The organism is Aureimonas phyllosphaerae, assembly GCF_900113065.1.
GTDB classification, from domain to species: Bacteria; Pseudomonadota; Alphaproteobacteria; order Rhizobiales; family Rhizobiaceae; genus Aureimonas; species Aureimonas phyllosphaerae.
The window spans coordinates 13,761-34,144 of the sequence record NZ_FOOA01000004.1 but is presented as its reverse complement, the minus strand read 5'-3'; the positions used below and the strand labels follow the sequence as shown (position 1 = coordinate 34,144).

15 protein-coding genes are annotated in these 20,384 nt (G+C 66.9%); 10 read left to right on the top strand and 5 right to left on the bottom strand.

Going from position 1 to position 20,384, the window contains the following annotated elements:
• Nucleotides 1-4: 4 nt before the first annotated feature.
• From BM175_RS07300 to BM175_RS07270, 7 genes are all read left to right on the top strand, one after another.
• Nucleotides 5-700, top strand: coding sequence for a sensor histidine kinase (locus BM175_RS07300; RefSeq protein WP_210185772.1), 696 nt, complete (start codon nucleotides 5-7; stop codon nucleotides 698-700).
• 687 nt (nucleotides 701-1,387) lie between these two features.
• A complete protein-coding gene (locus tag BM175_RS07295) occupies nucleotides 1,388-2,209 on the top strand; it encodes a polysaccharide deacetylase family protein (protein WP_139224585.1) in 822 nt (273 codons plus the stop codon).
• Complete coding sequence (locus BM175_RS07290) at nucleotides 2,202-3,050, top strand: GNAT family N-acetyltransferase (protein WP_090961396.1); 849 nt, start codon at nucleotides 2,202-2,204, stop codon at nucleotides 3,048-3,050. Before BM175_RS07295 ends, BM175_RS07290 begins: the two co-directional genes overlap by 8 nt.
• A 73-nt stretch (nucleotides 3,051-3,123) precedes the next feature.
• Complete coding sequence (locus BM175_RS07285; RefSeq protein ID WP_090961393.1) at nucleotides 3,124-4,992, top strand: dipeptide ABC transporter ATP-binding protein; 1,869 nt, start codon at nucleotides 3,124-3,126, stop codon at nucleotides 4,990-4,992.
• 77 nt (nucleotides 4,993-5,069) lie between these two features.
• Nucleotides 5,070-7,031: an ABC transporter substrate-binding protein gene (locus tag BM175_RS07280; RefSeq protein ID WP_090961390.1), complete on the top strand. Its 1,962-nt coding sequence runs from the start codon at nucleotides 5,070-5,072 to the stop codon at nucleotides 7,029-7,031.
• Entirely contained in the window at nucleotides 7,031-8,029 is a 999-nt protein-coding gene (locus BM175_RS07275; protein WP_090961387.1) for an ABC transporter permease, read from the top strand. Before BM175_RS07280 ends, BM175_RS07275 begins: the two co-directional genes overlap by 1 nt.
• Nucleotides 8,026-9,186, top strand: coding sequence for an ABC transporter permease (locus BM175_RS07270; protein WP_090961384.1), 1,161 nt, complete (start codon nucleotides 8,026-8,028; stop codon nucleotides 9,184-9,186). Before BM175_RS07275 ends, BM175_RS07270 begins: the two co-directional genes overlap by 4 nt.
• Nucleotides 9,187-9,220: 34 nt before the next feature.
• Here BM175_RS07270 and BM175_RS07265 read toward each other — a convergent pair whose 3' ends face one another.
• Genes BM175_RS07265 through BM175_RS07250 form a run of 4 tightly spaced genes read right to left on the bottom strand, consistent with a single transcriptional unit; the run spans nucleotide 9,221 to nucleotide 14,540 of the window.
• Nucleotides 9,221-10,453 carry an adenylate/guanylate cyclase domain-containing protein gene (locus BM175_RS07265; protein ID WP_090961382.1) on the bottom strand — a complete coding sequence of 411 codons (1,233 nt, stop codon included), beginning with the start codon at nucleotides 10,451-10,453 and terminating at the stop codon, nucleotides 9,221-9,223.
• A gap of 9 nt (nucleotides 10,454-10,462) precedes the next feature.
• Nucleotides 10,463-11,317 (bottom strand): MBL fold metallo-hydrolase, encoded by an 855-nt coding sequence (locus tag BM175_RS07260; RefSeq protein WP_244545925.1) that lies wholly within the window; start codon nucleotides 11,315-11,317, stop codon nucleotides 10,463-10,465.
• Between the two features lie 13 nt (nucleotides 11,318-11,330).
• Entirely contained in the window at nucleotides 11,331-11,795 is a 465-nt protein-coding gene (locus tag BM175_RS07255; protein WP_090961376.1) for a cyclic nucleotide-binding domain-containing protein, read from the bottom strand.
• 30 nt (nucleotides 11,796-11,825) lie between these two features.
• A complete protein-coding gene (locus BM175_RS07250) occupies nucleotides 11,826-14,540 on the bottom strand; it encodes an ABC transporter transmembrane domain-containing protein (protein ID WP_090961373.1) in 2,715 nt (904 codons plus the stop codon).
• Nucleotides 14,541-14,719: 179 nt separating this feature from the next.
• Between BM175_RS07250 and BM175_RS07245 the strand changes: the two genes are divergently transcribed.
• The 3 genes from BM175_RS07245 to BM175_RS07235 are packed head-to-tail and all read left to right on the top strand — an operon-like array spanning nucleotide 14,720 to nucleotide 19,100.
• On the top strand, nucleotides 14,720-15,865 hold the full coding sequence (locus tag BM175_RS07245) for a glycosyltransferase family 4 protein (RefSeq protein WP_175526787.1): 1,146 nt from the start codon (nucleotides 14,720-14,722) through the stop codon (nucleotides 15,863-15,865).
• Nucleotides 15,853-17,757, top strand: coding sequence for a glycosyltransferase (locus BM175_RS07240; RefSeq protein WP_090961367.1), 1,905 nt, complete (start codon nucleotides 15,853-15,855; stop codon nucleotides 17,755-17,757). Before BM175_RS07245 ends, BM175_RS07240 begins: the two co-directional genes overlap by 13 nt.
• On the top strand, nucleotides 17,754-19,100 hold the full coding sequence (locus BM175_RS07235) for a nucleotide sugar dehydrogenase (RefSeq protein WP_090961364.1): 1,347 nt from the start codon (nucleotides 17,754-17,756) through the stop codon (nucleotides 19,098-19,100). The genes BM175_RS07240 and BM175_RS07235 overlap by 4 nt, the downstream gene beginning before the upstream one ends.
• On the opposite strand, the gene BM175_RS07230 is transcribed toward BM175_RS07235, so the two are convergent.
• Nucleotides 19,090-20,382 (bottom strand): glycosyltransferase family 4 protein, encoded by a 1,293-nt coding sequence (locus BM175_RS07230; RefSeq protein ID WP_090961362.1) that lies wholly within the window; start codon nucleotides 20,380-20,382, stop codon nucleotides 19,090-19,092. The two genes, BM175_RS07235 and BM175_RS07230, sit on opposite strands and share 11 nt — an antisense overlap.
• Nucleotides 20,383-20,384: the final 2 nt, after the last annotated feature.

Genomic DNA, 20,384 nt, shown 5'->3' with positions numbered 1-20,384 from the left:
TCCGGTGCGCGACGATGACGGGCAGATCGTGGAATGGCTCGGCACGTCGACCGACATCGACGACATGCGACACCTGCAGGGCCGCCAGCAGGTGCTGGTGGCCGAACTCCAGCACAGAACGCGCAATCTCATCGGCGTGGTCCGAGCCATGTCGGAGAGGACGGCAGAAGGCATCGACCATCTGCCCGATTTTCTGAATCTCTTCCACGCCCGACTGGGAGCGCTCGCTCGCGTCAACAGTCTCCTATCCAAGCTGGACAGCGGTCAGCGCGTGACCTTCGACAGTCTTCTCAAGACGGAACTGGAGGCACGGGGGATTCCGATCGATGCCGAGACCAGCCGTGTGGTCCTGCACGGGCCGGAAGGCGTCCGCCTCCCGTCCGCAACGGTGCAGACCTTTGCCCTCGCCCTTCACGAACTCACCACGAACGCCGTGAAATACGGCGCGCTGTCCGGCGGCGAAGGGCGACTGACCGTGACCTGGCTTGTTCGGCCTGGCGGAGCCAACGCGGACCGCCTCCATGTGGAATGGAGCGAGACGGGCGTCATCGACATGCCGGAAGAGGCGGCCGCTGCGCAAGGAAGCGGATACGGTCGAACCCTGATCGAGCAGGCGCTCCCTTACCAGCTTGATGCCATGACGACCTACGTTCTTCTGCCGGACGGCGTGCGCTGCACCATCGATCTGCCTCTTGGATAACAACGAGGAATCACAAGAGGTCTGCTCTCGGTCGGGGCATGGGCCAAGTCGCACGTCTGAAACGGGTCGTTTTCGGAAGTGCAGCTTTTCGGAGTGCCCAACCGGAGGCGGATGAGCCGTTCCAACCGCTCGGCACAAGCAACCAATCGGTCCTGCGGCCACGTTCTCTCAAGGCATCATTTCCCGTTGCGTCCGGGCTGTGGGAGAACGACGCGTCGAAGAATTCGGCGTGACTGCCTCTCGCTTGGCAAGACGAAGATCCCCGTTGTTTTCCGAGCACCGCTCCTGGACCTCCCGTCGGCGAATGATCCAAACCTCACGTCTCGCCGCACCGATGCAGTGTTCGGCGATCGCGCCGAAAATGCAGCTTGCGAGATGTTTTGAAACGGGATGCGCTGCTATCATCAGGTCGTCGCAACGATCCGCGACCCTCGTCCGTCGCGGACCGGTTGCCTGAGTTGCAGACTGTTCGCCGCTTTGATCCGGACCGACAGCGGTAAGGCTAGTGCCCTATTCGAAATCAGGCTGAAGCGCACCGCGTCGAGCCTTCGCTTGGCGTCAGACGAAGCTCGCCGCAGGTCTGATCCCTGACGGCCTCCGGATCGGTTGACCTGCGGCGATGGTTTGTGGCGAGGTGCGCGGGTTCGAGGTGCCGGCCTTCGCGCTGACGCACCTTCGTGCCGCCCGATGGGCAGGTTCCTGAAAGATATCGATCGCCAACGCATGCAGGCTCCTTCCGAAAACGACCGAGATCCGTGGCTGCTCTTGGAGCGTCGCCTTGCGGAACGGCAGGAGGCCGGATCGTCGTTGCGCGCGTGGTGGCGAGATGACGACGCGGCTCGATGGGGCCCTCAGATCGCCCGGTTGCTCGCCCTTGCCGAGGCGAGCCGGTTTCCGGTCGCGCTGGCGACGATCCCGGCATCGTTGGATGAAGGGCTGCCGCGAATTTTCGATGCGGTGTCCTCCCCGGTCACCATTCTCCAGCACGGCTATCGCCACGGCAACGAGGCACGCGAGGGAGAACGTGCTGTCGAGTGCGGTGGGCGGCGGGAGAGCGAGGAAATCCTCGCCGATCTCAGGTGTGGGCAAAGGCAGCTGGCTGAGGTGTTCGGCGACCGCTTCCTGCCGGTCATGGTGCCGCCCTGGAACCGTATCGAGGATCGGATCGCGCGTGCGCTTCCAGCCATGGGCTATGTCGGCCTGAGCGTCTTCGGTTGCGAGGGCGAGGGGCGGCGATCCGGGATGACGGTGGCGAACGCCCACCTCGACGTCTTGCGCTGGAAGGGCGGGGCGCGCTTTGCCGGCGAAGCGCGGCTCCTTTCCGACTTGCACGAGTGGCTGGACGAGAACGGGCCCGAAGCAGGCGCCGCGTTCTGCCTCCTCACCCATCATCTCGATCACGACGAGGAGACCTGGCGATTTATCGAGCGTCTCGTGCCCCTGTTGGCACGCTGGGCGGTGCCGGTTCCGGCCAGATCCGTTTTCGTTGGAGGCGCGGCACATGAGTGAGCCCTTCGTTCGTCCGGCAGGCCCGGGCGACATCGACCTCGTGGCGACGTTCCTGCACCGGTTCATGAACGAACGGATCGAGCCCGCACGCTGGCGCCGCATCCTCGACGACCCATGGCGACCGGAGGGGCTGGAGCATGGGTGGCTGGTGGAGCATGACGGGCGCATCGTCGGCTTCATGGCGACGATCTACAGCGACCGGCGGACGCGCCTCGGAACCCGGCGCTTCTGCGATCTCGGTGCGTGGTATCTCGAGCGTTCCTATCGCGGTTCGGGGCTCGGACAGGAGCTTCTCGGCGCCGGGATGCAGCGCGCCGACACGACCTATGTGACGCTCACGGCGCGCCGTGCGACAGGCCGGCGCATCCGGGCGCTGGGGTTTTCGATCCTCGACGATCAGCGCGCGCTCTTCCCGCCGAGGCGTCTGCGCTCCCACGGCGCTCTTCGGTTGACCGACGACGTGGCTTCACTCGACGAGGATGCGCGCCGCCGCCTCGCCGACCACGAAGGGCTTGGCCTGGTCAGTGCAATCGTGGAAGGGGCGGGGAGGCCGGCCCTTGTCCTTCTGCAGCGCAAGCGCAAGGGCGCGGATGTCCTGCACCACGACCTCCTCCATGCGAGCGACGCCGGGCTCCTCGCCCACCATGCGCAGGATCTGGCCGACCTTCTAGTCGAGGAGGGCGTGCTTGCGATCGACAGTCGGTTCCTGTCGGCCGGATCGGGCGTGCCACTCGAGGCGATCCCGCTGCCGCGATGGTTCCGCCCGGTCGGAGAGATCAAGGCGCGCGACGTGGATCTACTCTATAACGAGACGCTTCTCCTCGACTTAAAGCTTCCCTGATCGACCGGCCATCTGCCATGGTGAAGCGGCCGGGGCACTCGCTCCGGACGATCCGTTCGCTGTTCGTGGTTTCATGTCCCCGCTGCTGGCCGTCGAGAACCTTTCGATCGAGTTTCGGACGCTGGAAGGGCGGATCCGTGCCGTCGACGACCTTTCGTTCGAGGTCCGTGCGGGACGAACGCTCGCGCTGATCGGAGAGTCGGGCTCCGGCAAGTCCGTCACCGCACACACGATCCTCGGCCTTCTCCCCCGAACGGCGTTTCGCCTGTCCGGTCGCATCCTGTTCCGGGATCCCAAGACGGATGGGTCGATCGACCTGGCGGCTCTCTCGCGCAGCGACCCGCGATACCGCGACATCCGGGGCGACCGGATCTCGATGGTGTTCCAGGAGCCCGCCGCCGCGCTGTCGCCCCTGCACACGATCGGCGAACAGATCCTCGACGTCCTCCGCCGTCATCGCCCCGAACTCGACAAGCGCGGCGCGCGCGCGGCGATGCTGGAGGCCCTTCGCGACGTCGGTTTCCCGGATCCGGAGCGGGCGTCGGCGGCCTACAGTTTTCAGCTTTCGGGAGGCCTCTGCCAGCGCGCCATGATCGCGCTGGCGATCGTCTGCCGACCCGCCATGATCATCGCGGACGAGCCGACGACCGCGCTCGACGTGACGGTCCAGGCCGAGATCCTGCGCCTCCTTGCGAGGATTCGGGACGATCATGGAACGGCTCTCCTTCTGATTTCCCACGATCTCGGGGTCGTCGCCTCGATGGCCGACGAGATGGTCGTGATGCACCATGGTGCCGCCATGGAATCGGGCTCCGTCCCCGACCTCTTCGCCGATCCGCGCCATCCCTACCTCAAGGCCCTGATGCGCTCGGTGCCGCGTCTTTCGCGCTCGCGCAAGGAGCGCCTGAAGCCGCTACGGGAAATCCGGACCGCGGACGCGCTGGCAAAGTTCGGCCGGCGGCGCGAACAGGGGCAGGGCGATGTCCTGGTGGAGGCCACCGGCCTTTCGCGTACGTTCCGCTCCCGTAGCTTCGGTGGCGGCGCGCCGATCCATGCGCTGCGCGACGTCGACCTGACGATCCGCCGCCACGAATGTCTCGGCCTCGTCGGCGAGAGCGGCTCGGGCAAGACCACGCTGTCGCGCATCCTCGCTCGGGCCGAACGGCCGGACACGGGGCGGGTGGAGATGCGCATGCCGGACGGACGCATGCAGGACGTCTTCGACCTTCGAGGCGACACGCTGAAGGGGTGGCGGCGCCGGGTCCAATACGTCTTCCAGAACCCCTATCTCGCGCTCGATCCCCGGATGAGCATCGAGGCGATCCTCACCGAGCCGCTCGAGATTCACGGGATCGGCACGCGGGCGTCGCGGCGCGAGCGGGCCCGCGAGTTGCTGGCGATCGTCGGTCTGCCGGATTCGCATCTCCAGCGCTTTCCGCACGGCCTGTCCGGCGGTCAGCGTCAACGGGTCGGCATTGCCCGCGCGCTGGCGCTCGAGCCCGAACTCATCCTCTTCGACGAACCGGTCTCGGCTCTCGACGTGTCGGTCCAGGCGCAGATCCTCAACCTCCTGCGCGACCTGCAGCGCGAACTCGGTCTGACCTACCTTTTCGTGTCGCACAACCTCGCCGTCGTGAACTATCTGGCGGACCGCATCGCGGTCATGTCGGGCGGTCGCATCCTCGAGGTCGCCTCTCGCGATGCCCTGTTCTCGCGTCCCGTGCATCCCTATACGCGCCGCCTCATCGCCTCCATTCCGGAGCCCGATCCGGCGCAGCCCACCGATTTTTCCGCCTTCGAAGGCGGCGAGGCGAAGGGGACGTCGGGATGGGGCTGGCCGTTCACCGCGCGTGACGGCGAGGACGAGCCCGGACTCATCGCGCTGAGTCACGATCATTTCGTCCAGGCCTATGAGGATGGCCGCAACGAGATCGCCCGGTGAGCGCGAGGCGGCTTGCGGGCCCGTCGGCCCCATGCGAGCCTCGCCCTCATGCGCACGGCCTGGACGTGCGCTCACATATGGGTCTTCGCGTGCGGATCGGTCCGAGTCTCCTTCGCCTCCTGCTGCCGACGCTCGTCGTCATGGGGTCCTGGTCGATCGTCGCGGCCGCGCCTGCGGACGGCGAACCTCCGATCCTGTCGGATGAGGTCGCACGCGGGGACATTCCCCCCATGCGCGACCGTCTGCCGCAGGACCCGCTCCGCACCGACCTCGCCGCGATGGGGCGCCAGACGGGACGCTACGGCGGCACCCTGCGCACGATCGAGCCGCAGGCGCGTGACACGCGACGCATGGTGGTCTTCGGCTATGCGCGCCTCGTCGGCTATACGCCCGACGGACGCATCGTGCCCGACGTCGCGCAGAGCGTGGACGTCGTGGATGGCCGGATCTTCACCTTCCACCTCCGGCGCGGCCATCGGTGGTCGGACGGCGAACCGTTCACCTCGGAAGACTTCCGCTATTACTGGGAGGACGTCGCCAACGATCCGCAACTTGGCAAGAGCGGCCTCCCGCGCCAACTACTGGTGCATGGCGCCGGACCGACGGTCACCTTTCTCGACGCCTGGACGATCCGCTACGAATGGGCGGAGGCCAATCCCGACTTCATGCCCGCGCTGGCCGCATCATTGCCGCTCGAGATCTTTCGGCCGGCCCACTACCTCCGCCAGTTCCACAAGCGCTATGCGGGCGCTGCGGAGCTTCAGCGCCGCATCGAGGCGGAGGGCCAGCGCAACTGGCAGGCGCTGCACTTCAAACATGACCAGTCCTACAAGAACACCGACCCCGATCTGCCATCGCTGCAGCCCTGGGTTCTGGTGACCCAGCCGCCCGCCGACCGCTTCCTGTTTCGCCGCAACCCCTATTTTCACCGGGTGGACGCAGAAGGGCGCCAGTTGCCCTACATCGACGAGGTCGCGATGGAGATCGCCAGCGCAGGGCTGATCCCTGCCATGACCTCGTCGGGGCAGACCGATCTCCAGAGCACGGCGCTCACGATCGCGAACTATGCCTTTCTGAAGGCGGCCGAGGGGCGCTCGAACTACAAGGTCCTGCGCTGGCCGAGCGGGCGAGGCTCGCGGATGGTGCTCTTCCCCAACCTCAACACCGGCGATGCCGACTGGCGGACGCTGCTGCAGGCGAGCGACTTCCGCCGTGCCCTGTCCCTTGCGATCAACCGCGAGGACATCGCGCAGGCGATCTACTACGGGCTGGCGCGTCCGGCCGGCGACACCGTCCTGCCGGCATCGCCCTTGTTCACCGAGGCGCTCGCCACGCGCTGGGCCCGTTTCGACCCGGACGAGGCGAACCGTCTGCTCGACGGGCTGGGACTTCAAGCCCGCGACGGTTCGGGAACGCGTCTCATGCCGAACGGGCGAGCCCTCGATCTCGTGGTGGAGTTCGCCGGCGAGGACGGCGAGCAGACGGACGTTCTCCAGCTCGTCGCCGAGGACTGGCGCCGTATCGGCGTTCGCATGCTGTTCAAGGCGGTGGAGCGGGACACGCTGGCCTCGCGCCTTGCGGCCGGTTCGCCGCTCGTGACGGTCGGAAGCGGCCTGGAGAACGGTGCGGCTCGGGCTGAGGACAGTCCAGCCGCTCTGGCGCCCACCGACTCGTCCCAGGCGTCTTGGCCGACCTGGGGACTGAACCACGAGAGCGGCGGCAAGCTCGGTGTCCAGCCGACGCTCGCCTTCGCCAGGGAGCAGCTCGACCGCAACGAGGCCTGGCGCCGGACGCTCGACGACGCCGAGAAGCGCCGGATCTGGGACGAGATGCTGCGGGTCGACGCGGACGAACTGCCGCGCATCGGCATCGTCTCCGACGTCGACCAGATCATCGTCGCCACGCGGCGATTGCAGAACCTGCCGCAGACGGGGCGCTGGAACTTCGAACCTGGCGCCTATCTCGGCTCCTACCGTCCCGACACGTTCTTCCTCGCCGACGAAACGACGTCCGCCGCTGCGGCACCGGTTCGACCGTAATGCTGCGCTATCTCCTGTTCCGCCTCGGTACGATGGTGTCGACGCTCCTCGTCTCCAGCATCCTGATCTTCACTATCATCCAGCTTCCGCCAGGCGACTATCTCACCAACTCGATCGCGGAACTGCGAGCCGAGGGGGAAGCGCAGGCGGAGGAAAAGGTCGCGTTCCTGCGCGAACAGTACGGGCTCGACCAGCCTTTGCCCGTGCAGTACCTGCACTGGATCAGCGGCTTCGTCCAAGGCGACTTCGGCTACTCCTTCGAATATGCCGCGCCCGTTTCCGAAGTGATCGGCGACCGGGTCTTCCTGACACTCGTCCTCAACTTCGTGACCGTCCTCTTCGTGTATCTCGTGTCCTTTCCGCTCGGCCTCTTCATCGCCCGGCGGAAGCATGGTTTTGCGGATCGCTCGCTCACGCTCACCGGCTATGTCGGGCTTGCCACACCGAACTTCCTGCTCGCGCTGATCCTGCTCTACGTCGCCAACGCGATCTTCGGCGTTTCGATCGGCGGCATGATGGATCCCGCCTATCTCGGTCAGCCGTGGTCGACCGGGAAGGTCGTGTCCGTTCTGGCCCACTTGGTGGTTCCGGTCGTGGTGATCGGATTGTCCGGAACGGCCGCGATGATCCAGCGCCTGCGGGCCAACCTCCTCGACGAACTGCGCCGTCCCTACGTGGTCGCGGCCACGGCCCGTGGCCTGTCGGACGGGTTCGTCCTGCGAAAGTACGCGCTGCGTTCGGCGCTCAACCCCTTCGTCTCCGATATCGGCGATCTCCTGCCGCAGATTGTGTCCGGCTCGGTGATCATCTCCGTGATCATGTCGCTGCCGACCACGGGACCGATGCTCCTGTCCTCGCTTCGCAGTCAGGACATGTACCTGGCGGGGTCCTTTCTGATGTTCCTGTCGATTCTCACCGTCGCGGGTATGCTCGTCTCGGACGTCGCTCTGGCGCTGATCGATCCGCGCCTGCGCCTCACCGGGCGACGCGGCCATTGAGCGAACCGGTTCCTCACTGGGTCAGCACACGCCCGTTCGATGCCGAGCGCGAGACGGGCGAGCATACGAGCGTTCGCGCGGACTATGCGCGCGCTTCGAGCCGCCGTCTGTTCTGGTGGCGCCTGCGCAGCCGTCGCCTTGCCGTCGTCTCGCTCGCGTTTCTCGTGGTCTCCTATCTCGTGGCTGCGACCGCCGAGTTCATCGCGCCGACCGGTGTGGCGACGCGCGACACGCGCCACATCTTCATGCCCCCACAGCCGGTCCATCTCTTCCATGACGGCCGGTTTCTCGGCCCCTTCGTCTACGCGATGAAGGGGGAACTCGACATGGATACGCTGCAGCGTCGCTATACGCAGGATCGCACCAAGCCCCAGCCGCTCCGCTTCTTCTGCCGCGGCGAGCCCTACCGCTTCTGGGGCATCTGGGACGCGGACCGGCACCTCTACTGCGCGCCGGAGGGCGGGACGGCTTTTCTCCTCGGTTCCGACCGGCTCGGGCGCGACATGGCCTCGCGCCTCGTCCACGGGGCCCGGATCTCGCTCACGATCGGGCTGCTGGGCGTGACGCTGACCCTTGCGCTCGGGCTGCTCTTTGGCGGTCTCGCGGGCTATCTCGGCGGCCGGGCCGATTTCTGGCTGGGACGAACGACGGAGATCCTGCGCTCCCTGCCGCACCTGCCGATCTGGCTCGCCCTGTCCGCCGCGCTCCCCGTGACCATGAGTCCGCTCCTCGTCTACTTCGCGATCACGGCGATCCTTGCCTGCCTCGAATGGCCGGGGTTGGCGCGCGCCGTGCGCTCCAAGCTCCTCTCCCTGCGCGAAGAGGACTTCGTCGCGGCGGCCGAGATGATGGGCGCGGGGCCGGCACGCATCATCGCGCGGCACCTCCTGCCGAACTTCATGAGCCATATCGTGGTGTCGGCCGCGCTCGCGATCCCCTCGATGATCCTGGCCGAGACGGCTCTCAGTTTCCTGAATCTCGGCCTGCGCGCGCCGATCACGAGCTGGGGCGTCCTTCTCACGGAAGCCCAAAACATCGAGGCGGTGGTGCTTTACCCCTGGCTGCTCCTCCCCATGGTTCCGGTCATGGCGACCGTCCTGGCCTTCTCCTTTCTGGGAGACGGGTTGCGGGACGCGCTCGATCCCCTGTCCGAGTGACCGGGGTTGTGCCCGAAGATCGCTTCGGGGCCGACTAGGCCCAAGATCGCGTGTCGTCGGCCAGAAGGCCGAACAGCTCCGTTTCGTGATGCGTTCCCCTCAGGGTGAAGGAGCCGACCCGCCGCCAGTGCGCCGCCGCGACATCGACCACTTCGCTCGTCGCCAGCACCGGCACGCCCAGACGCTTGGTCTCCTTCTCGATCCGTTCGGCCTCGTTGACGGACGGGCCGATTACGGAGAAGGAAAGCCGCTGGCGGATGCCGATATTGCCGAGCCGGACCTCCCCGACACACATCGCCACGCCGAAGTCGAATTCCACGTCGCCTGCCTCGCGGCGCCTGGCATTGACGGTCCGGCGGGCCCCGCGCGCCGTGCGGGCGGCCGCGATGCCCTTCCTGATGGCGGCATCCTGCGTCAGCTTGCCGTCCTGGATCGGAAAGATGGCGAGGACCGCGTCGCCGATGAAGGCGAGGATCTCGCCGCCCGCCTCCATCGCCGCTCGTCCTGTGCAGTCGAAGTAATCGTTGAGAAGGGTCAGGTAGCAGTCTTCGCTTAGGTCTTCCGCAAGCCCCGTGGAATTGCGCAGATCGGACAGCCAGACGAGCGCCCGCACCTGACTGCCGCTTCCCAGGCGGATGCGGCCGCCGAGGACCTCTCGGGCGATGGTCGGGCCGAGATACGTATCGGCGACGCTCGTGATCAGCCGGGGGTAGATCCCGAGCTTGCAGACCAGCGACATGTAGCGCTGCAGCTGCTTCAGGGTTTCGACCACCGTGTCGTGGAAGCCGCCTGGGGCGCGGGTCGCCCAGGTCACATAGAGGCCGAGGTCGTCCGCGCGCAGCGGCAGGACGGAGCGCCCCATGAACATATTGGTGCGCAGATTGATGAGGTCCGTGAATCCGTCCGCGCGCAACTCCTCGAAGAGATCGAACGCAAGTGCCCCCGTCACATCGAGCCGGCCCCGCAGGAAGTCCAGATCGTGGTCGAGCATGTATTTGATCGGACTGCGCAGATACTCCTGCGACTCCTCCTCCTGATGGACGAAGCGTTTCGTCTCGATGCCGCGCCCCGACGTCCACAGCACCGTTTCGGCCTCGAAGAGCGGATGGAGTGTCGACCAGGTCATGCGGCACCGGTCGATCGGCACGCCGACATGGTTGAGCTTGTTGGCCAGTCCTTCCAGCATGGGTTCGAGTGGCTTTTCCGCCAGCGCCTGCTGGATGAGCCAGTCGCCGATCTCCAGTATCTTGGACGTATTGAGCACCATCGTCGGACCTTAGATCTCCGGCGCGCGAGGCAGCGCCGGCAGATCGATTTCCAGGCCCGGCCGTCCGGCGACGGCGCCCGGCAACAGGGTCTGCATCTCGCGTTCGATCCGGGCGAGGTCGTCGTCCGGCCGCTTGTGGGAATGATGGAACAGCACAAGGCGCCGAACCCCGGTGGCCAGGGCGAGGCGCACGCCTTCCTCGTAGGTCGAGTGGCCATAGCCGACGTATCGAGGCAGTTCCTCGTCGGTGAAGGTCGTGTCGAAGATCAGGACGTCCGCGCCGGCGATGAAGGTCTCGAGGGCGACGTCGCGCATGCCGGGTCGATGCTCGTGATCGGTCGCATAGACCACCGATCGCCCGTCGCTCTCCACCCGGTAGGCGACGGCGCCGTTGGGATGGGTGAGTTCATGGGTCGTGATGCGGATGCCGGCCGAAGGCTGCAGCATGTCCGTCGGCCGGAACGTCACGTACTCGATGTCCGCCTTGAACTTTTCGAGGCCCACGGGATGGAACGGGGCACGCAGGAAATCCTCCAGGAGCGCCCGGCAGTTCCGGCCGTCCTGCATGTGGCCGGCATGGATGCGAACCCGGCAGGCTGGATTGTAGAAGGGAAGGAAGTAGGGAAAGCCGATCACGTGGTCGTAGTGGGCATGGCCGAGGAACAGGTCGATCTCGCGCTCGCCGGACGCCATGAGCCGGTTGCCGAGATCCACGATCCCGGTTCCGGCGTCGAAGATCAGAACTCGCCCTTGCGCCTCGATCGACACGCAGCAGGTCCGCGCGCCGTAGCGCGACGGATCTTCCAGAGCGATGGGAACGGTTCCGCGTGCGCCCCACACGGTGAGGCGCATTCCCGCCTGCACGATGCTCAAGACGTCACGTGGGAATCAAGGCCGCCGCGCGGGCCGATACGAGTTCGGCCGATGTCCGGTTGAGGCGCATCGCCATCTCGCGCAGCATCACGCGCGCCATCGAAGGGAATGCATCCAGCATGTCGGACAGGCACTCCTTGCCCATCCGCAATGTGGCGAGATCGCCGACGGCGCGCACCGTCGCGGTCCTGGGAATGTCGCACAGGATACCGATCTCCCCCACCACCTCGTGCGGCCCCAATCGTGCCAGTTCGATCTCGCCTATCGGCGAATCGGCCAAGACCATGGCCTCGCCGGCGAGGATGAGATAGGCGCTGTCGCCAGTATCGCCCTGGTGGAACAGTGCGTCCCCATCCGAGAACCGCATCACCTGCGACGTGAAGGCCACGAGTTTCAGTCGACTGAGCTCGATCCCCTGAAACAGGGGCGTGCGCCGAAGGACTTCGACTTCGTCCGCAAGAAGACTCATGATCGCTGCTTCCTTCGCACGTGCTCGAAGTCATTGCGGCCCGGGAGAGGACGATAGGACAAGCTCGCTTCGGTCGGCAAGACTGTCGCTCGTCAACTGTCCACGCTCGAAACGCACGATACGGTCGAAAAGTTCGTTTTCGATGGGTGCGCTCGGAACCCAGTACATTCCGAACGGGCGGCCCGCGTCCCGCGCGAGCTGAAGAACGGACCTCAGGATACGCGCCTGCGTGTCGGCGTCGAGAGCGGACAGGCATCGGTTGGCCACGAGATAGTCGGGCGCCTTCAACATGGCGCGGGCCAGCGTCACCTTCTGCTGCTGCCCGAGACTCAGTCTCTTGGCACCGGCTCCCAGGTCGTATTCCAGCGCCGTCCGGAGCACGACGGGACCGAGGTCGTAGGCGTCGATCGACGCGTCGAGCAATTCGTCGATGCGGGCGCTGGTCTTGGGAGTGGCGTTCGCCACGCGGCCGAAGACGATGTTGTCCTTGAGCGTTGCGGCGGGATTGAACCGATCGGGCTCATGAAACTCGACGCCTTCGCGCACCATCTGCGACGCGGTCTCGTGAAACAGGGTCCGTGCCTCGATGACGCGCGCGCGCAGGGTATCGTCCACGAGGCCGAGGCGATACCGCGGCTCCACGTAAGACAGGGCCAGCCGGATCAGCGCGCCGCGATCCTCGTCGGATTCCGCGGTGCGGCCGCTCGATCCCAGCCGGACGACGATCTGCCGGTAGAAGTCGATCTCATCCGGGCTGATGATGTCCATGCGCCGCAGCATCGGGTCGTCGGCGCCGATCTCGCCGAAGAGTTCGACCAGCGTCATCGCGATCTTGAGACCCATCTCGACCAGCGTCCTGTCGAGGCCGAGACGTTCCAGGACGCGGCGAGCATCGGATCGTATCAGGAGCCGGGTGGCTGCGATCTCGTCCTGACGCGCGGCCCCGAAGACGAGGTTCTCCATCAGCGTCGCATGGTCGAGGAAGGCGCCGGGATCGAACCGCTCGACCATGGAGTCGAGCTTCTCCTCGCGCAGCCGCGCGGCCAGATGCCTGCGCGCCAAGACGATCCTGGGGCCTGCCTTCGCCGTCAGCCATTCGGGGACGCGACTGGAGAGGCCGAACCGGGTCAGGTCCCGCCTCAGTTCCACGGCGACCAGGATCTGCTCGATGCGGGCAATCTCTTCGTCGGGCTCCGGCGACAGCGCGGAACGATCGATCCAGTCGTCGTTGGGGTCGAGGAGACTGTTGCCCGACTGCAGCGCTTCCGTTCGCATGCGCGACTCGGAGCGGGTCGTCGCCGGCCGGGCGTCGTGCAGCGGGTGATGCATCAGCGGATAGAGCAGGGCTTCGCGCAGGTTGGAGCGCGGGTAGTAGGATGCCGGCTCGGCATAGGCGAGGCGCCGACCGGTGACGGATTCCGGCCACGCTCCGAGCGGCCGACCCGACAAGTTGATCAGGCCGGAGGCGAGCGGCGCGAGGCCCACCAGCGCTTCGGCGACGACCTCGGCGCCATCGCCGAGAGGGCCGACCGCGGCCAGCCGCTGGTGGAGCGGCAAGTCGAGCGAGACCCCACTGACCAGCGCTGCGCCCGTGTCGTCGCGGATCGTCGCCTCGATCAGCTGGAATCCCCCTTCCAGCCGTTCGGAACTCGCAGCGATCGGGGCCTGCGTCGCCGGGTCGAGGAGGCCGTCGATATCGAACTGCTGGGCGACCTGATCGTATTTGACGTCCACGTCGAGGCGCATCAGGTCCCAGTCGATGAGATCCTTGAGCGGGGCCGGCAGCTCGCGATAGGCGGCGATCACCGCGACGAGTTCGCCGATGTCGATCTGGCCACGGATCGCGAAATAGCCGCCGAACATGTAGAAGATGAACGGCGTCGCCTGCGACAGGAAGTTGTTCAGGAATTTGACGAAGAACTTCCATTGGTAGATGTCGAACCGGATCAGGAAGATGCGGCCGAGCTGCTCCGAGATTCGCGCACGCACGATGTTCGACGTGTCGTTGGTGCGGATCGTCGGCATGCTTTCGATGATCTCGCCGACCGAGCCTGCGAGGCGCCGGGCCGTCAGCTGCCGCTCCCGACCGAGGATCAGAAGCCGACGGCGCATGCGGGGGATCAGTATCGCTTGGAAGGCGGTCACGGCGAAGGCGACAGCGCCCAGCGTCCAGCTCTGAAGGAAGATGAAGATCATCGCCGTCAGGATCTGGCTCGAAAGATAGAGCGGCTGGACGAAGGCGTCGCCGATGAAGCCGCCGATCGGCTCCAGTTCGTCCTTGATCATGGAGGCGACTTCCGCCGGTCGGATGCGGCGGAACTGGCGTATGGGAAAGCGCAGGACCCTGTCCACCATCTCGTAGCGCATGCGCCGCAGCATCCGCTCGCCCAGGCGCCCCTTGTAGGTGTTCAAGTAGAACTTGAACGCCCCGTTCACGACGACGAACAGGAGGAACAGGGAGGACAGGACGAAAAGGGCCTCCATGCGCTCGAACGGCGTGCCGTCGAGAAGCACGAGGTGGTCGCTGCCACCGAGGAAGCCGGGCAGGGGAATGGTGAGCCGGAAGTAGTCGACCGTCGCGCCCGCGCCCTCGAACCCTTCACCCTGGATCGGCCCGTTGATGATGAGCTTCGGAAGGTTCAGCGACAAAAAGAACGGGATGACGGACACGACGACCACCACCAGCATCCAGATCTGTTCGCGTCGCGTATGGTGCCAGATGTAGCGATACAGGGAGGTTGCCATGGGATGCTATACCGGCTTCGGACGGGCATATAGGTTTCCGCGCTAGGAGCGCAGCAAGCCTCCCGCCCGTCAAGGCGGGAGCGCGGACGGCCTTGCCGGCCTTCTGCAAGGCGCCGCCCGCTTGCCGGGGCATGCCGCGTGCGCTAGGGCTGGGGCTCAACTGTCTCGGCGAACGGGCCATGCCAATCGACCAGATGTCGGCCCGCCCACCGCTGCTCTTCTACGCTCCCCTGAAGTCGCCGGACGACCCTGTTCCCTCGGGGGACAGAACCCTCGCTCGCCTGCTGTTCTCGGCCGTGCGCCAGGCCGGCTTCGCACCGCAACTGGCGAGCTCGTTCCGCGCGTTCTCGCGTGACGGCAGTCGGCAGCCGGCGCTCCTCGAACAGGCGTGCCTGGAGGCCCGTCGACTGGCCGCGACCATGGGAGGTCTGCCGCCAGGGCAACGCCCGAGCCTCTGGTTCACCTATCACAGCTACTATAAGGCGCCCGACCTCCTCGGGCCGGTCGTCTCCCGCTCGCTCGGCATCCCGTACGTGCTGGCGGAAGCCTCGCACGCCGAGAAGCGGCGGGATGGACCCTTCGCTTCCTTTCACGAGGCGGCGGCGAGAGCGTCGAGAACGGCCGACCTCCATCTCGTCCTGAACCGGCGGGACCTCGCCGGATTGGCGACGCTCCGCGGCAGCGAAGCCGGGCTCATCCACCTGCCTCCCTTCGTGGCCGACGTGACGGACGAGAACATCGCGCCCATACCGGAGGCGGGACCTCTGCGACTGGTGGCGGCCGCGATGATGCGCGCGCCCGACAAGCTGCAATCCTACCGGCTCCTCGCGCAGGCGTTGGCGCTCGTCGAGATCGACTGGTCGCTGGACATCCACGGCGATGGCGAGGCGCGAGACGAGGTCGAGGCCGCCTTCGCACCGATCGCCAGGCGTGTCCGCTTCCACGGCCTCGCCGGTGATCCGAGCCAGCTCGCGACCGCCTACCGTCGCGCCGATGCGCTGGTCTGGCCGGGGTTCAACGAGGCGTTCGGCATGTCCTACCTCGAGGCGGCCGCCCACGGTCGCCCGGCGGTGGCAATGCGTTATGGCGGAGTGGGCGAGGTGGTGGAGGACGGCGTTTCCGGTCTTCTCGCCGATGCCGGCGACGTGGTGGGCCTTGCGGACCGCCTCATGCAACTCGGGCGCGACCGCGCGTATCTGCGCCGGCTGGGAAAGGGAGCCCGCGCGCACGCCGCCGGCCGGCACAGTTTCGCGTCGGCGGTCCAGCGCCTCGCATCGACCCTGCATCCGCTTCTGCGGGAAAGGCCGTCGTCGTGCGCATCCTGATCGTCGTCACCCATCTTCTCGGGATCGGGCATCTCGCGCGCGCGACGTTGCTCGGCCGGGGGCTGGCGGACGCCGGCCATGACGTCTGCCTTGCCGCCGGCGGACGGCCGGTCCCCCATCTCGACATGCAAGGCCTCGACGTCGTCCAGCTTCTTCCGGTTCATTGCCGAAATGCCGACTTCCGCACGCTCTGGACCGATGACGGCGCGGTTCTCGACGAGACGGGGATGGCGGCCCGCCGCGAGGCGCTGCTCGACACCTTCGATCGCATGCGGCCCGATGTCGTCGTCACGGAAACCTATCCGTTTGGCCGGCGCTCGCTGCGCGGCGAGTTCGAGGCGCTGGTCGAGGCGGTCTGGGCGCGCCCCGATCGACCGGTCCTCCTTGCCTCGGTGCGAGACATCCTCAATCCGCCCGCGCGTCCCGAAAAGGTCGATCAGGCGGAGACGATCGTCGCCGAGCGCTATGATGGCGTGCTCGTGCACGGCGATCCGGCGGCGGTTCCGCTCGAGGCGTCCTGGCCTGTCGGCGACAGGCTGCGCGCCCGCCTGATCTATACGGGCTATGTCGCCGAGGGCGCTCCGGTCGAGCGGACGCAGCCGCGCACACGGGACGTCGTCGTATCCGGCGGCGGCGGGGTTGCCGGGCTTCCCCTGTTCGAGGCGGCTGTTGCTGCATCGCGTCTCGATGCCCGAGATGCGATCTGGCGGGTCCTCGTCGGCCACGGCGTGCCCGATGCGGCGTTCGAAGCGCTTGCGGCGGGTGCCCATCCCCGGCTCGTGGTGGAACGGGCGCGTCGCGACTTTCGCGAGTTTCTCGCGCGCTCCGCCGTTTCCATCAGCCAGAGCGGTTACAACACAGCACTCGACATCGCCGCCGCCCGTACTCCCGCGGTGCTGGTGCCGTTCGAGGACGGGGGCGAGCGCGAGCAGAGCCTGCGCGCGACAAGACTGGCGGCGTCCGGTCTCGCCGTGCTGCTTCCGGCCAGCGAACTCTCGCCCACGACACTCCTGAAGGCCGTCGAGGAGGCGCGAACCCTGTCGCTCGACACGGCGCCCCACATCGTCACGCGTGGCGTCGAGGGCAGCGTGGCCGCGATCGAGGACGCCGGCATGCGGGCGCGGCGCAACGCGGCCGCCTGGGGCGCATTGGACGAGCGCCTCGACGCGCTTGCACGAGAGGGGCGCCCGGCGCGGCTCTGGTGGCGCGACGACGACGCGGCCGAGCCGTGCGACGCGCTGGATCGTCTGCTGGAGGTGCGAGTCCGGCTGAACCTGCCGCTGGCGCTCGCCGTCAGCCCACGCCTTGCGAGCGACCGGTTGGCGACCCGGTTAAGCCGGGAACCCGACCATCTTGCGGTGATCGTTCACGGCATCCGGCATGCCAACAATGCGCCGCCGGGCCGGAAGAGCTGCGAACTCGGATACCGGCCGGCCGGCGAAATTCTGGAGGGGCTCCGGGAAGGGCTCGGCAGCCTGCGAGCGTTGTTCGGGCCGCGCGTGCGGCCGCTCCTGGCACCGCCTTGGAACCGTATCGACGACGAGCTCGTCCCGCATCTCCGGGCGAGCGGTTATCGCGGTCTCTCGACATTCGGACCGCGCAAGGCCGCCGGAAGGAATGGGCTCGCGGTGGTCAACACGCATTGCGACCCCATCGCCTGGCGACACGGCCGCGGCCTCGCGGACGAAGCGGACATTCTGGAAAAGCTCGTCCGTGATCTCGACCGCGACGAGCCGATCGGCATCCTCACCCATCACCTCGCGCACGACCGGCGAATCTGGCATTTCGTCGAACGCCTTCTTCAACGGCTGGCGGTCCATCCCGGCGCGGTGTGGATGGACACGGACGCGCTCATGGCGACGACGCCAGACAACGAGGAGGCTGCCGTTTGACCGAAGCCGAGAACCCACTGGCAACGAAGCTCGCGCGATTGATCGCCGACCGCAAGGCACGCGTTGCGATCATCGGGCTCGGCTATGTCGGGCTGCCGCTCGCGCTGACCTTGTGTCGCGCGGGCTTCCCGGTGCTCGGCTTCGACATCGACGAACGCCGTGTCGCGCTTCTCAACCGTGGCGAAAGCGGTATTCGGCACATCCCGGCGGACGCGATCCGGGCGGCCCTCGCCGAGGATCGCTTCGAGGCGAGCGCGGATTTCGAGCGGCTCGGCGAAGCGGACGCCATCCTGATCTGCGTGCCCACCCCGCTGACGCGTCAGCGCGAGCCGGACCTTTCCTTCGTCGAGCGCGCCAGCCGCCAGATCGCCCGCACCCTTCGACCCGGCCAGCTCGTCGTCCTTGAGTCCACGACATGGCCGGGCACCACGGAGGAGATCGTGAAGCCCATCCTCGAGGAGGCGGGCGCACGCTCGGGCGACGGGTTCTTCCTCGCCTTCTCGCCGGAGCGTGAAGACCCCGGCAATCGCGATTTCGGCACGCGGGACATTCCCAAGATCGTCGGCGGCGACGGGGCGCATGCATCGCGGCTCGCCGACGCGCTCTATGCGGCGGCGATGACCTCGACCGTGCCCGTATCGAGCCCCGCCGTTGCGGAAGCGGTCAAGCTGACCGAGAACATCTTCCGTTCGGTCAACATCGCTCTCGTCAACGAATTGAAGGTCGTCTACGACGCGATGGGGATCGATGTCTGGGACGTCATCGCCGCGGCATCGACCAAGCCCTTCGGCTTCATGCCGTTCCAGCCGGGCCCGGGCCTCGGCGGCCACTGCATCCCGATCGATCCCTTCTATCTCGCGTGGAAGGCGCGCGAGTTCGAGGTTCCGACGCGCTTCATCGAACTTGCCGGTGAGATCAACACCGCGATGCCGCGCCATGTCGTGGACCGTATGGCGGAAGCGCTAGACCGCCGGTTCGGGCGAGGCCTGAACGGCTCCCGGATTCTCGTGCTCGGCGTGGCCTACAAGCGCAACGTCGAGGACACGCGCGAGAGCGCCTCGTTCCGGCTCATCGAGCTGCTCGAGGACCGGGGCGCGCACACCAGCTATCACGACCCGCATGTTCCCGAGATCGGTCCGACGCGCGAGCATCGCGAGCTTGCGGGACGCCGCTCCATCGCGCTGACCGCTCAGGCGATCGCGGACTTCGACGCCGTGCTGGTCGCGACGGACCACGACGACGTCGATTATGCGCTGGTTGCGGCACACATGCGGCTGGGCGTCGACACGCGCAATGTCTTCGCCAAGCGGCAACTCGACCTTTCTCGGGTCGTCAAGGCGTAGGCTCGCGCTCCGCCAGGCTTTCTCGAAGAAGCTGCTTCAACGTTGCGATCCCGCCTTCGAGCGTGAACTGCTCGACGAGAACCCTGTAGGCTGCCGCACCCAGCGCCTGCCGCATGCCGGGATCGCCGATCAGATCGGCGACGACCTTCGACAGGGCATCGGGGTCCGCCGGTGGGACGAGGCGGCCGTTTCGTCCGTCGGTGACGAACTCCGGCACGCCGGCGAAGTCCGTCGAGACGATCGCGAGCTTCTGGGACGCGGCTTCCATCAGGACGTTCGGCAGCCCGTCCCGGTCGCCGCCGTCCCCCTCTCGGCATGGCAGCACGAACAGGTCCGACGCGCGCAAGACCGAGACGACGGCATCCTGCGGCTGCGAGCCCTTCCATTCGATGCGGTCGTCGAGCCCGAGACGCGCCGCCTGGGTCTTCAACGCGTCCTTCAGTTCGCCCGAGCCGATGTGGACGAGCCGCCAATGCAGCTCGTTCGGCAGGGCCGCGAGCGCATCGAGAAGGTCGGAAAATCCCTTCTTGGCCACCATGCGCCCCACGGTGACGATGCGGACGGGATCGGCCGCCGAACGCCCGTCGCGAGGCGAGCGGGTCTCAGGTGGCGGGGGAAATCGAGACAGGTCGAGGCCGTGATAAGCAAGGCGAACGCGGCCGCGGTCGTACGGCGGCGATAGCCGGACGAGCTCGTCGAAACCCTGTCTCGTGCACGTCACGCCCCAGCGGCTGGCTTCGATCTTCTCGCGCCGTTCCCATTCCGGCGTCGTCCAGATGTCCTTGGCATGGGCCGAGAAGCTCCAGCTTCCTCCGCGCAGCAGCGCAGCATAGCGCGCGACGGAGCCGGGTGTGTGGAGGAAATGGACGTAGAGATGAGCGAGAGCCGGATCGAGCTCTCGCGCCAGTACCATCGCCTGTCCCAGGCGGCGCATGCGATTGGGTGTCGGATCGCGCTTCAGATCCTGCCAGGCGGCGCGAAGGAATGGACGCCATCCCGTCAGCCGACGTGCATGGGCCAGTCCCGCCAGCACGCGCTTCGGCGCCTGGTAGAGATATTCGGGAAGATAGTGGACCGGTGCGCGGATCCTTCGGTGCAACTCGTGCTGCGCGCCGTCGGTCGGGCGTCGAAGCGACCAGATCTCGATCAGGAAGCCCGCGTCCTCGAGAGCCAAGAGCTCCTGCGCGATGAAGGTCTCGGAAAGGCGAGGATACCCTTTCACCACGACGGGAAGGCGCAGGCCTTGTTCCGGTCTCCGGCCGGGCGGCGTTCGAACCAGCATCG

Bases quoted from the DNA above. Each gene is read 5' to 3' on its own strand.
- BM175_RS07295 (WP_139224585.1), top strand. From the start codon at position 1,388: ATGGGCAGGTTCCTGAAAGATATCGATCGCCAACGCATGCAGGCTCCT.
- BM175_RS07290 (WP_090961396.1), top strand. From the start codon at position 2,202: ATGAGTGAGCCCTTCGTTCGTCCGGCAGGCCCGGGCGACATCGACCTC.
- BM175_RS07285 (WP_090961393.1), top strand. From the start codon at position 3,124: ATGTCCCCGCTGCTGGCCGTCGAGAACCTTTCGATCGAGTTTCGGACG.
- BM175_RS07280 (WP_090961390.1), top strand. From the start codon at position 5,070: ATGGGTCTTCGCGTGCGGATCGGTCCGAGTCTCCTTCGCCTCCTGCTG.
- BM175_RS07275 (WP_090961387.1), top strand. From the start codon at position 7,031: ATGCTGCGCTATCTCCTGTTCCGCCTCGGTACGATGGTGTCGACGCTC.
- BM175_RS07265 (WP_090961382.1), bottom strand. From the start codon at position 10,453: ATGGTGCTCAATACGTCCAAGATACTGGAGATCGGCGACTGGCTCATC.
- BM175_RS07255 (WP_090961376.1), bottom strand. From the start codon at position 11,795: ATGAGTCTTCTTGCGGACGAAGTCGAAGTCCTTCGGCGCACGCCCCTG.
- BM175_RS07250 (WP_090961373.1), bottom strand. From the start codon at position 14,540: ATGGCAACCTCCCTGTATCGCTACATCTGGCACCATACGCGACGCGAA.
- BM175_RS07245 (WP_175526787.1), top strand. From the start codon at position 14,720: ATGCCAATCGACCAGATGTCGGCCCGCCCACCGCTGCTCTTCTACGCT.
- BM175_RS07230 (WP_090961362.1), bottom strand. From the start codon at position 20,382: ATGCTGGTTCGAACGCCGCCCGGCCGGAGACCGGAACAAGGCCTGCGC.